The 13,186-nt window shown below is 30.1% G+C and carries 13 protein-coding genes; 2 read left to right on the forward strand and 11 right to left on the reverse strand.

Annotation, left to right across the window (positions count from 1 at the left end; genetic code table 11):
* Window positions 1-173: 173 nt before the first annotated feature.
* The 11 genes from fabZ to CLPA_RS19305 form a co-directional block, all read right to left on the reverse strand.
* Complete coding sequence (fabZ, locus tag CLPA_RS19255; protein ID WP_003445081.1) at window positions 174-599, reverse strand: 3-hydroxyacyl-ACP dehydratase FabZ; 426 nt, start codon at window positions 597-599, stop codon at window positions 174-176.
* A 70-nt stretch (window positions 600-669) separates the two neighbouring features.
* Window positions 670-1,170 carry an acetyl-CoA carboxylase biotin carboxyl carrier protein gene (gene accB, locus CLPA_RS19260; RefSeq protein ID WP_003445080.1) on the reverse strand — a complete coding sequence of 167 codons (501 nt, stop codon included), beginning with the start codon at window positions 1,168-1,170 and terminating at the stop codon, window positions 670-672.
* A 5-nt stretch (window positions 1,171-1,175) separates the two neighbouring features.
* Complete coding sequence (gene fabF, locus CLPA_RS19265; protein ID WP_003445079.1) at window positions 1,176-2,417, reverse strand: beta-ketoacyl-ACP synthase II; 1,242 nt, start codon at window positions 2,415-2,417, stop codon at window positions 1,176-1,178.
* A 49-nt stretch (window positions 2,418-2,466) separates the two neighbouring features.
* Complete coding sequence (gene fabG / locus CLPA_RS19270; RefSeq protein ID WP_003445077.1) at window positions 2,467-3,222, reverse strand: 3-oxoacyl-[acyl-carrier-protein] reductase; 756 nt, start codon at window positions 3,220-3,222, stop codon at window positions 2,467-2,469.
* Between the two features lie 12 nt (window positions 3,223-3,234).
* Window positions 3,235-4,170 (reverse strand): ACP S-malonyltransferase, encoded by a 936-nt coding sequence (gene fabD / locus CLPA_RS19275; protein WP_003445076.1) that lies wholly within the window; start codon window positions 4,168-4,170, stop codon window positions 3,235-3,237.
* 46 nt (window positions 4,171-4,216) lie between these two features.
* On the reverse strand, window positions 4,217-5,155 hold the full coding sequence (gene fabK, locus CLPA_RS19280; protein ID WP_003445074.1) for an enoyl-[acyl-carrier-protein] reductase FabK: 939 nt from the start codon (window positions 5,153-5,155) through the stop codon (window positions 4,217-4,219).
* Window positions 5,156-5,367: 212 nt separating this feature from the next.
* Complete coding sequence (locus CLPA_RS19285; RefSeq protein WP_003445072.1) at window positions 5,368-6,351, reverse strand: beta-ketoacyl-ACP synthase III; 984 nt, start codon at window positions 6,349-6,351, stop codon at window positions 5,368-5,370.
* Window positions 6,352-6,409: 58 nt separating this feature from the next.
* Window positions 6,410-7,486 (reverse strand): NAD(P)H-dependent flavin oxidoreductase, encoded by a 1,077-nt coding sequence (locus CLPA_RS19290; RefSeq protein WP_003445070.1) that lies wholly within the window; start codon window positions 7,484-7,486, stop codon window positions 6,410-6,412.
* A 480-nt stretch (window positions 7,487-7,966) separates the two neighbouring features.
* Window positions 7,967-8,182, reverse strand: a complete 216-nt coding sequence (locus tag CLPA_RS19295) for a hypothetical protein (protein ID WP_003445068.1) — start codon at window positions 8,180-8,182, stop codon at window positions 7,967-7,969.
* A 147-nt stretch (window positions 8,183-8,329) separates the two neighbouring features.
* Window positions 8,330-9,586 carry a competence/damage-inducible protein A gene (locus tag CLPA_RS19300; protein WP_003445066.1) on the reverse strand — a complete coding sequence of 419 codons (1,257 nt, stop codon included), beginning with the start codon at window positions 9,584-9,586 and terminating at the stop codon, window positions 8,330-8,332.
* Window positions 9,587-9,785: 199 nt separating this feature from the next.
* The gene (locus tag CLPA_RS19305; protein WP_003445065.1) at window positions 9,786-10,526 is read right to left on the reverse strand and encodes a M23 family metallopeptidase; all 741 of its coding nucleotides are present in this window, start codon (window positions 10,524-10,526) and stop codon (window positions 9,786-9,788) included.
* Window positions 10,527-11,092: 566 nt separating this feature from the next.
* Between CLPA_RS19305 and CLPA_RS19310 the strand changes: the two genes are divergently transcribed.
* Window positions 11,093-12,079 carry a DnaD domain-containing protein gene (locus CLPA_RS19310; RefSeq protein WP_003445064.1) on the forward strand — a complete coding sequence of 329 codons (987 nt, stop codon included), beginning with the start codon at window positions 11,093-11,095 and terminating at the stop codon, window positions 12,077-12,079.
* Window positions 12,072-13,055 (forward strand): ATP-binding protein, encoded by a 984-nt coding sequence (locus tag CLPA_RS19315; RefSeq protein WP_003445063.1) that lies wholly within the window; start codon window positions 12,072-12,074, stop codon window positions 13,053-13,055. Before CLPA_RS19310 ends, CLPA_RS19315 begins: the two co-directional genes overlap by 8 nt.
* The last annotated feature ends 131 nt before the right edge of the window (window positions 13,056-13,186 follow it).

Here is a 13,186-nt window from a genome sequence, read left to right on the forward strand (position 1 = left end):
AATAAATAGTAAGTCAAAGATGCGACGAATATTTTGAATCCAACAAGGAAGCAGGTGACCAGGATAGTAGGATATCTGAGGTTCTGCTGACGCAGTAGGATTCAAAATAGGCTAGCATAATGACTAGTTATTTATTTAAATATACCTTAGTGTCTATAATTTTATTTTAACAATTATACCACCATAAACATTAGCTCACCCTCAGCTGCTTTTTTTCCATCTACCGTAGCTATACCTTTACCTACTATTGCTGGTCCTTTTATTTTAACAATTTCTACTTCAAGTTTCAAAACATCTCCTGGTATAACAGGTTTTCTAAATTTAGCGGATTTTATACCTGCAAATAAAGGTGTCTTTCCTTTATACTCCTCCATACTTAACATGGCTGTTCCACCTAATTGAGCTAATGCTTCTATTATTAATACACCTGGCATCACAGGATTACCTGGATAGTGACCCTGAAAAAAATGTTCATTAATAGTAACATTTTTATAACCCACTGCTCTCTTTCCAGGTTCAACTTCTTCAACTCTATCAACTAAAAGCATTGGATATCTATGTGGTATTATCTCCATTATTTGTTTTATATCTAAACTCATAACTGTTCCTCCACTTTGTTATAAGAACTCCTTATGGTTATATACAATCCATTTTTATTTTAGTTCTTATCTATTTTACTTTTATTTTAAATAAACTCTGTCCATACTCAACCATTTGCTCATTTTCTACTAATATATCCACTACTTCACCATCAAATTCTGACTGTATTTCATTCATAAGCTTCATGGCTTCTATAATACAAAGAGTATCTCCCTTTTTAACTTTGCTTCCAATCTCTACAAAAGCAGGTTCTTTTGGATCCCCTGAAGCATAGAAAGTTCCAACTATAGGGGAATTTACAGTTTTTAAATCTTTTTCATCTGTTGATGCAGTTATATTATTCACTGCTTCTTTATTTTCATTTGCAGCATTTTCTTTTATTTCAACCTGTTCTTCTTTTTTTTCTTCTAAGCTTTCTAAATTACTAGTAACACTAACTGAATTTTCAGCTACATCAGTTTGTGACCCTTTTTTCATAGTTATACGGATTCCTTCAGTTTCAATTTCAAGAAAAGTAAGTCCTTCTTCACCAGCTGTTTTGATAAGCTGTTGTATTGATTTATAATCCACTTAAATTACCTCCCGGTCCATTTCTTAAATAGAATAGTTGCATTATGACCACCAAATCCCAATGCATTAGATAATGCATAGTTTAAATCTGCCTTTCTGCCTAAGTCTGTAACATAATCCAAATCACACTCAGGATCTTTAACCTTTAATCCTATAGTAGGCGGTACACATCCATCCTGAAGAGCTTTAACCGATACAATAGCTTCAACAGCACCTGCTGCACCAAGTAAATGACCTGTCATAGATTTTGTTGAACTTACAGGAATTTTATATGCATAATCTCCAAAGACCTTTTTAATAGCTGCTGTTTCAGTTTTATCATTAGGAGGAGTACTAGTTCCATGAGCATTTATATAAGATACTTCTTTAGCTTCTATACCCGCTTCCTTAATAGCTATATCCATAGCTCTTGCTCCCTCAACTCCGCCTGGAGATGGAGATGTAATATGATAAGCATCACAAGTAGATCCATAACCAACTACTTCAGCATATATTTTAGCGTTTCTCTTTTTAGCATGTTCCAATTCTTCAAGTACAAGCACTCCGGATCCTTCTCCCATTATAAATCCATTTCTTTCTGCATCAAAAGGTATAGACGCTCTTTCAGGATCAGTACTTTTACTTAGTGCTGTCATTGATGCAAACCCTGCAATTGATATAGGGGTAATTGCCGCTTCAGTTCCTCCTGAAATTACTATATCTACTTCGCTGTTCCTTATCTTGTGAAAAGACTCTCCAATGGCATTATTAGCAGATGCACATGCTGTAACGATAGTAGTACATATTCCCTTAAGGCCGTATTCTATTGCTACATATCCTGAAGCCATATTACTTATTATCATAGGTATAAGCATAGGTGAAACTCTACCAGGTCCCTTTTCATTAAGCTTCTTTACCTGCTCTTCAATAGTACCTATTCCTCCAATTCCGCTTCCTAATATAACTCCTACTCTCTCTTTATCAATTTCTTCAAAGTTCAAACCTGAATCTTTTACTGCTTCTTTTGAAGCAGCCATAACAAAATGACAAAATCTATCCATTCTTCTTGCTTCTTTTTTTTCAATGTAATCTTCAGGATTGAAATCTTTAACCTCTGCTGCTAATTTGGCTTTAAAGTCAGTATTATCAAATAGTGTTATTTCATCAATTCCACACTTACCATTTTTAATGGAATTCCAAAATGTTTCTACATCATTTCCTACAGGTGTAATTGCTCCCATACCTGTGATAACTACTCTTCTACTCATACGCTTCTCCTACCTTTACACTTTTTAATTTATACTTATTAATAAAAGTCTACTGCATTACCATACCGCCATCTACATTTATAACCTGCCCTGTTATATATGAAGCCATATCCGATGCTAAAAATCCCACTAAATTAGCTACATCTTCTGGTGAACCTAATACCTTCAAAGGAATAGTATCTTTTATATTTTCTTTAAGCTTATCAGAAAGTATCTCCGTCATATCTGTCTGTATAAAACCAGGTGCTACAGCATTAACGGTAATACCTCTGCTTCCAAGCTCTCTAGCTGCTGACTTAGTAAGTCCTAAAATTCCTGCCTTTGCAGAAGAATAATTCAATTGTCCAAAATTTCCTGTAATTCCTACTACAGAAGAAATATTTATTATCTTTCCAGCCTTCTGCTTTAACATTATACTACTTACATGCTTTATAGTATTAAAAGTTCCCTTTAAGTTTACATTTATTACGCTGTCAAAGTCTTCTTCCTTCATCCTAAGCAGCAAAGTATCTTTAGTAATCCCTGCATTATTAACTAATATATCAACACTGCCAAATGTGTCCTTAGCAGATTTTACAAGTTTCTCTGCTTCTTCAAATTTACTTACATCTGCTTGAACAGCTATGCCCTTTACACCTTTTTCCTTTATTTCCTCTAGAAGTTCTTCTATGCCATTAGTACTGCTTCTATAATTTACAACCAAATTTGCTCCCATATCTGCCAGTTTAAGGGCTATAGCTTTTCCAATACCTCTACTGGCACCAGTTACTATTGCAGTTCTCTCTTTTAGACTACAACATTTCATTAAGATCCCCTCCTATTCTGCAATGTTTTCTATACACTTATTTAAACTATTTAAATCTTCTATGTTAAAAGTTTTAAGTTTTCGGTTTATTTTTTTTACAAATCCAGTAAGTACTTTTCCAGGTCCAATCTCTATAAATTTATCTACTCCGTCATCTATCATTCTATTTATAGTATCCTCCCAAAGTACAGAACTCATAACCTGTCTTCTCAATAATTCCTTAATATCTTTTTCTTCTTTAATGTAGTTACCTGTAACATTAGTTATTACAGGAAGCTTTAGTTTATTTACAGATATATTTTCAAGTTCTAATGCTAGTTTATCTGATGCTGGCTTTAGCATAGATGTATGAAAAGGTCCACTTACCTGAAGCATTACTACTTTTCTTGCACCTGCTTTTTTGGCAAATTCTGCCGCTGATTCTACTGCTGCTACTTCTCCAGCAATAGCAATTTGACCTGGGCAATTAAAATTAGCTGGTTCCACTATACCTTTATCACTTGCATCTTTGCAAACTTCTCTAACTTTATCACTGTCAAGTCCTAAAACAGCAGCCATAGCACCTTTTCCCTGAGGTACAGCTTCTTGCATATACTTACCTCTTTTCTTTACAAGCTTTACTGCCTCTTGAAAGTCAAATACTCCGCTATAAACAAGGGCTGAATATTCACCAAGACTTAATCCTGCTGCAACATCGGCATTTATTCCTTTACTTTCTAAAGCTTTGAGAGCAGCTATACTAGTAGTTAAAATAGCTGGCTGCGTATTTTCAGTTTTATCTAATTCTTCTTTACTACCTTGAAAACAAATCTCACTTATTTTAAAACCTAATGCCTCATCAGCCTTGTCAAATATATTTTTACTTTCTTGAAAATTATCATAAAGTTCTTTTCCCATACCTACATATTGTGCACCCTGACCAGAAAACAAAAATGCTACTTTTCCCATAATATTATTTCTCCATCCTTTAAAATGTTTATATTAATGATCTAAATTATAAAGTTTTAATCTTTTCAAGTGTTTTATCTGCTTCTAAAAACATCTCTTTTATTATATCTTTACAATCCTGCTTTTTGCAAACGAGCCCTGCTATCTGCCCAGCCATAATAGAACCCATATTTACATCGCCCTCCTTAACTGCCTTAGGCAAAGCACCTCTCCCTAATTCTTCATATTTTTCAATTTCTGCTCTTTCCTTTTCAAGAATTTGAAATTGTCTAGTAAGCTTATTACGCAGAACCCTTACAGGATGTCCAGTAGGTCTTCCTGTAACCACTGAATCGATATCCTTTGCTTTTATAACCTTTTCTTTATAATTTTCATGTACTGTACATTCATTAGCTACTAAAAATCTCGTTCCAACTTGAACGCCTACAGCACCAAGCATAAATGCAGCTGCAACACCTCTTCCATCACCAACACCACCAGCTGCAATTACTGGAATATTAACAGCATCCACTACCTGTGGTACCAATGTCATGGTAGTAAGTTCTCCAACATGTCCTCCAGATTCGCATCCTTCAGCTATAACAGCATCTACTCCGCTTCTTTCCATTCTCTTAGCAAGTGCAACAGAAGCTACCACAGGTATAACTTTTATTCCGTAAGACTTCCACATATCAATATACTTACCAGGATTTCCTGCTCCTGTAGTTACAACTTTAACACCTTCTTCACAAACCAACTTAGCAAGTGCTTCAGCATTTTCACTTAATAGCATTATATTAACTCCAAAAGGTTTATCTGTAAGTTTCTTAGTTTTTCTAATCTCATCTCTTATGTAATCTACAGGTGCGTTAGCTCCTGCAATAATACCCAAGCCTCCAGCATTTGACACTGCCGCTGCTAACGAACTATCTGCAATCCATGCCATAGCACCCTGAATAATAGGATACTCTATGTCTACCATTTCACAAAATACGGATTTAATCATGATATCCTCCTCATTATTAAATATCTTAAAAAATAATTTACAATAAAAAATTATTTTTATTTATAATACCAATTTTTATTTGTCTAATAACCTCTTTAAATATTTTATATAGGTTACACTAATAGTAGGTCAGATATAAAGATCAAAATTTAAATTGATTATTCTCAATAAATATGTAATCTCTGTACCTGACCTCAATAATTTTGTCTTTTTTAATTAATCATCCATTCTATAAGTGCTGATCCAAAAGTTAAACCTCCGCCGAAGCCTACCAAAATAATTTTATCACCCTTTTTTAGTAATCCATCTTTATTCATTTCATCAAGAGCAATTGGAATACTTGCGGCAGAAGTATTCCCATATTTATCTAGATTAATATAGAATTTATTACTATCTATATCTAATCGTTTAGCTGCTGAATCTATAATTCGCATATTAGCTTGATGAGGTACAATATATTTAATATCTTGGACCTTACAATCTTGATTTTTTAAAACTTCCTCTATACATTTAGGCACAATTTTAGTACCAAATCTAAATATGTCCTTACCACTCATGGTAACTAAACTATTTTGCTCATTTATTGTATTAATAAAAGGATTATTTACGGGGACTGCTGAACATCCCAAAAGCTTAGCTGCATTTCTTCCATCAGATCCTGTGTATATAGATAATATTCCATTATCTTCAGACTTTTGAAGTATAGCCGCTCCAGCACCATCACCAAATAAAACACATGTACTTCTATCGGACCAATCCACAATCTTCGAGAGTACTTCAGCTCCAATTACCAGCGCCGTCTTACATTGACCAGTTTTTATAAATTGAGTTCCTATATTCAATGCATAAACAAATCCCGTACAGGCAGCTGATATATCAAAACAAGTTGCATTTTCTGCTCCTATTTCCGCTTGAACTAAACATGCTGTTGATGGTATAAAGCTATCTGGTGAAGCAGTTCCCACAACTATTAAATCAATATCTAAAGGATCTATATCAGCATTTTTTATAGCCTGTAATGCTGCTTTTGTTGATAGAAAAGATGTATTTTCTCCCTCAGTTATTCTTCTTTCTTTTATTCCCGTTCTCGTAGAAATCCATTCATCATTTGTATCAACTATCTTTGAAAGATCTATATTTTTTATTATTCTATCAGGTGCATAACTTCCAGTTCCTATTATCTTAACATTATTCACATAACCACTCCTTGTTAGCCCTTACCTATATTTACATCTGTACTAAGCTGCAATTAAACTATTCTAAATATTTTTCTGCTTCAGTTACAAGTTCATCTAAAATTTCTTTAACTGTAACAATTTTATCTATTTTGTATGCATTGCTTCCTGTAAATAATAAACCATTATCAATATCACCCTTTACAGCATTTATAAGCGCCTTTGATATACAATAGGGGGTATTTTTAGGATTACAAGGTTTTAGACAATTGTAACACTTTGTTATTGGCTCATTTTGTTTTTTTATTTTTTCAATAAAGGAATTTCTAATAGCTCTTCCAGGCATTCCCACTGGACTAACTACAATTTCTATATCTTCCTTTTTACAATCTATAAAGGCCTGTTTATATTTTATATGTGCATCGCATTCCTCTGTAGCTATAAATCTAGTGGCAATTTGAACTCCGGCTGCACCTAACTTTATATATTTTGCAATATCTTTTCCTGAATAGATCCCCCCAGCACAAATAACTGGTATTTTCCTGCCATACTTTTTTTCAAAGGGCTTCACAGCTTCTATAACAGATATTACTATATTTTCTAAATTTTTCCTATTATCCCCAGTAAGTTCTTCCATAGAAAATCCAAGATGTCCTCCTGCATTTGGACCTTCAACAACCACTAAATCAGGTATTCTATCATGTTTTCTGTCCCACATTTTACAGATAACCTTTGCAGCCTTTGCCGATGAAACTACAGGTGCAATTTTAGTACTTGAACCTTCTACAAGACCAGGTAATGTTATTGGAAGACCCGCTCCAGATATTATTAAATCTATTTTTTCTTCTACTGCAACTTTAGCAAGTTCATCATAACAACTTATTGCAACCATGAGGTTTAATCCTATTATTCCTGTAGGGCTGATTTCTCTAGCTTTGTGTATTTCCTTCCTTAGAGCTCTAATATTGGCTTCAACTGTATTAGTTTCAAAATCTGGTTCTTTATAACCAATTTGAACTCCAGATATAATACCTACAGCACCGTAACTAGCAACAGTACCCGCCAAGCTAGAACCTGATATACCAACACCCATTCCACCTTGAACAACCGGTATGTCAGATTTTAAATCTCCTATTATTAAAGGAGGCAATTTCATACGTATCTCTTCCTTTTCTATATAGTTAAATATTAATATTATAAGTATACATTTTGATAATCAAAGTATATATAAAAAGTCCTATTTCGTCAAGAAAAAATGTTAAAATTTGTTTTTACAATTGTATGTTTTCCAGTTAAATCAAATATTATTTTTATTTATTTCTAAATATTCTTCATACAGGAAATTAATTAGTTTTTAATTACATTCTCATAAGTATTATATCATAATAAATATTTATCTATAGATATCCAAATTCATAATTAAATGTTGATACTCATAAATAGCCTAAGTAACTTAATATAAAAGATCTAAATTTATATTTCAAGTTGTATATCTAACGTTATTTAATCTATATCATCCATAAAAATTGGCAATACTATCTTTAATTCACAATCATCGATAATATTGCCATAAAATTTAATAATCTATGCATTTATGCTTATTAATTTACTATTATTTATAATAATTATTATAAAATTATCTTTTCATAAGTTTCTCAGCCGTTTTTATATTATCAGGTGCCAAATCATCTGGAACTTCTCCAGTTACATTTCCGAGAATAAATCTGGCACATTTTTTATAATTATTATTACAAAATTCTTCCTTATATTTTATAATATCTTTTTGAAAATTTTCATTTTTGTCATTGGTATTATTAATAAATGGACATAACTGCATATTAGGACAAGGCATAAAAAATTCCTCCAAGCAAACTTATTCATACAAATATATGAAATTAATCCTTGTGTTTATTCTATATTTGTAAAGTTATACTATGTGAACAAACATTAACGCAAATTACTACATATATTAAATTTTAATTATTATCTTTATTAAAATTTAATTATTACCTTCTTTTAAATATTTTATTAATTCTCTTCTAATCCAATCCAAAGTATAAGCTACGGCTCTATCTCTAATTTTTTGTCTATTACCAACTAAATTTAATTTCTTAGTTTTTACAATACCATTTATGTAAATTCCAACATAAACAAGTCCTACTGGTTTTTCATCAGTACCACCATCAGGCCCTGCTATGCCTGTGGTAGAAACCCCTATATTTGTACCTGATTCTTTAGCTATACCTTCTGCCATTTCTGCTGCACACTCACTGCTTACAGCACCAAATTTAATTAAAGTATCTTCTTTAACTTTTAACCTATTTATCTTAGCTTTATTGCTATAAGTTACTGCACCCTCTAAAAATGCCGAAGATATTCCAGGATAATTAATTAATTGTCCAGCTAAAAGACCTCCAGTACAAGATTCTGCTGTAGATATAGTAAGCTTATTTTCTATAAGCAATTTAGCAACTACACCTTCTATAGTTTGGTTTTCTACACCATAAACATTTATATCACCTAATTTGTTTCTTATTTGTCTTTCAACTGGTTCAATTATTCTATATGCTTCTTCTTCATTGTTAGTTTTAGCTGTAAGTCTTAATATAACCTCATTATCTTTGGCATAAGGTGCTACTGTTGGATTTGTCTGATTATCTATTATATGACCTATTAAATTATCAACACTGCTTTCTCCTATGCCAGTTATCCTTAATACCTTTGATACAAGAGTTCCCTCATGGAATTTTTTTAAATAGGGAATAACTGTTTCATTTAACATTGGTATCATTTCCTTTGGTGGTCCTGGGAGTAATATGGCTATTTTATTATTTTCCTCTATAATACATCCTGGCGCAGTTCCATTATTATTTTCTATAATAATACTTCCTTCTGGAAAATATGCTTGTTTTTTATTATTTTCACTGATTTCTCTATTTATCTTCTTAAAAAACGTAATTATTTCCTGCAATGACTTATTATCTAAAACTAGTTTTTTATTAAAATATTCTGCTGCTATTTCCTTTGTCAAATCATCTTTTGTAGGTCCAAGTCCTCCGGTTGTAATTACAATATCAGCTCTATTAAGTGCAAAATTATATGCATTTTTTAGTCTTTCTGGATTATCTCCAACTACAGTCTGATAATAAACATTAATACCAAAATTTGCTAATTCCCTAGAAATATATTGAGCATTAGTATTTAATATATCTCCAAGAAGTAATTCTGTTCCAACAGATAGAATTTCAGCTTTCATTTTTTTCACCCCATCATTTTAAATTTATATACTTTATATAAATATTTTCTATAATTATATCATAAATATATTTACATTATTCTACTCCTAATTAATTTTATAAATATATGGAATTAAAAATATATTAACTATCTAATCTTTGTAAATAAAATATATAAAAATATAAACTTAAAAGATTTGTATTTTAAAACATGAATAATTATTTATTATAGACACTATTATTATTTAGATATTTCAAAGGATCCACTGCTGTACCATTATATCGAACTTCAAAGTGTATATGCGGACCTGTGCTTCTGCCAGTACTTCCAGCCTTCCCTATTTCATTGCCAGTGCTTACTATATCTCCATTCTTCACTTCAATCTTACTGCAATGACCATAAACAGTTTCTAATCCTCCTAAATGTTTTAATATTATTACATTTCCATAACCCTCTTGTACTCCTGCAAATTCCACTTGGCCTTTCATAGCAGCCCCTATTTTAGTTCCTAAAGGTACAGCTATGTCTATGCCTTTATGAATACCTGCTTCAATAGTACCATCATTAAGTTTCACCTTTCTATACCCAAAAAAAGAACTTATTCTACCATTAGCTGGCAAGGCAAGAATTGCTAAGTTCTGATTAACAACTTCGGCTTCCTTATCCTTTATAGATACCTCTTTATTTTTGGTTTTACCCTGAGAATTGTTATCATTATTCTTAATACCAGAAGTCTCCTTTTCTTTTTCATTTATTTTACTTTCTTCATTTTTATTTACCTTTTTTATACTATTATTTTTTTCAGAAGACGAATATTCTACTTTTTTTTCTTTATCAATTGAAGCTTTTTCTGCATTTTCCAAAGCCATAGTCCTATAATAAGTAAATATACAAAAGCTAATAGTAGCTATCACTAATATTACTACTTTTATAATTCTATGCTTACTTGTTAATATCAAAATCATCTCTCCTCTCGCATTAACATATTATTGACACATATTAAAAAAATATAATATCCCAATATATTATTTATCTTTAACTGCAAAATAGCACATTGTATTGTAAATAGATAATATTAAAATAAATTTTTATGTTACCAGCTTTTCATTAATGGAAATATTTATAAATTTTTTTATTATTGATTTTAATTTTATATTATAATATTATTGATTTAACAGCATAATTTTTTAATATTAAAATACTAACAAAATACATATTTAATATTAAAATACTAACAAAATACATATTTAATATTAAAAACTCAATTTATAATCAACCTATATTAGTCAAGTAGGAATCGGTATTACTGGATTTGTTTATAAGCATTTTTTTAAGAAAAAATTAATCATCATCAATGATTTTATTAGATTAATGGACAAATTAAATATTATTCTTATTCAAGAAATCTACTATGTGCTTAAATAATAGATTTTCATGTTTAACCTTAATTTTAATTCAATATTTTGTTATAATAAATATAAATAATACTATATATTGTATAATTATTTTGAAAGGCGGTGATATTGTGAGTACTTTCATGTTTAAAAATAAAGCAAACAGCTATACTCCTATAAGTAATATATTTATAGATAAGTACATGCCTAAAGCAAGAGGTGAATATGTAAAAGTATACCTTTTAGGAATAAAGTATTGTATGTCTGGAGAACCAGGTATAAATTCTGCAATGTTTGCAGGTACTCTGAGTCTTCTTGAAACAGATGTAATGAATGCATGGAACTACTGGAATGATGAAGGGGTAGTAAAACTCATTCCTATAGATAATTTAGGAAATTTTAATATAGCCTTTTTAGATTTAGATGATCAAATTTCAGATAACAATGAAAATATAGACCTATTAAAAGAATTAAATAATACCTCTACTAAAGATATGCTTCAGGATATAGAAAATCTTGTTGCTAGACCACTTTCCAGTAAAGAAATGAAAATGTATATAAGCTGGATAAACGATTTTAATTTTCCACCAGAATTAATTCTCTTACTTATTGAATACTGTACCTCTAAAAATAAAACTGATTACAGATATATAGAAAGAATTGCTATATCCTGGCATGATGCTAAAATTAATACTATAGAAAATGCACAGATTTACATAAAAAAACATGAAGATAAATGGATAAAAATAAGGAAAATATTATCCTATCTTGGTATTAAAGACGCAGAAATTATGAAACCACAGCAACAGCTATTAGAAAAATGGATAAATTCTTATAAGTTTTCTCTAGAAGTTATCTATAGAGCCTGTGATATTACTTTTTCTCGAATAAATAAAGCTGATTTTAAGTATATAGATGCTATTCTAACTAATTGGTTCAAAGAAGGAATTAAAACTATCAAGGATATAGATACTAAAGACTTTAAAAAAGCTAAATTTAAAAAATCATCTTCAAATTTAAATACAGGTCCTAAAACTAATTTCAACAATTATGAGCAAAGGTCCTATGATTATGATGAACTTGAAAAGAAATTATTAGGATGGGATAAAAATGATTAAAGGTTATAAAGAAGAAGTAACTAAAATGTATTCTCATATACAAGAAATTGAAGATACTGCACTAAAAAAAAGAAGATTGGAAATTTCACAAAAGATTCCAGAAGTATTAGATATAGAACGTCAGATAGCTAACCTATGTATAAATTTATCTGTTATATCTTTTAAAGATGTAAAAAATAGAGAACAGAACCTAAAAAATTTAAAAGAAAAAATTACTGATCTTAGAATAAAAAAATCTGAACTTCTAACTGCCAATGGTTATCCTATAGATTATGTTTCTCGCCATTACCTATGTAATAAATGTAAGGATACCGGATACATAGGTTCTAAAAAATGTACTTGTTATAAACAAAAGCTTGTTAAATTATATTATAAGGATTCACATTTAAATTTAATATTAAAAAATAATAATTTTGAAAATTTTAATATTAACTGCTATTCATCTACTAGAACAGGTGAAGAACCAAGAAGTCCAAGAAAAAATATGGAAGAAAAAATAATTCCTTTTGTTATGGATTATATAAAAAATTTTTCATCCTCAAATACAAATTTACTTTTTTATGGTAATTCCGGTACCGGAAAAACTTTTTTATCAAATTGTATTGCAAAAGATTTATTGGACAGAGGATTTTTAGTAGTTTATAGAACTGCCGATGATATTATTCAGGAACTTAAAAAAATTAAATTTGAAAATAACTCTACTTTGGAAGACTTGCTTCTTAATTGTGATTTATTAATACTAGATGATTTAGGTACTGAGCAGATAACTGATTTTTCATCTACTGAATTATTTAATCTTTTAAATAAAAAATTATTATTGAATAAAAAAATGCTTATTTCTTCTAACTATTCTTTAGAAAGGCTTTCAAGGACTTATTCAGAAAGAATTACTTCAAGGTTATTTGGTAATTTTAATCTATTCAAATTTTATGGTGAAGATATAAGAGTTAAAATCAATTTTTTGAAACAAAAATAAATTTATTAATATGAAAATATTATACTTAATCCCATAATAATATTTATTAAATGTATTTAGTGGGAGTTTTTACTCCTACTAAATTATTATTTTATACTATTTATTTCATAAAAACTTTTCTAGTTCGATAT

The sequence above is a fragment of the Clostridium pasteurianum DSM 525 = ATCC 6013 genome (assembly GCF_000807255.1).
Taxonomy (GTDB): Bacteria; Bacillota; Clostridia; order Clostridiales; family Clostridiaceae; genus Clostridium_I; species Clostridium_I pasteurianum.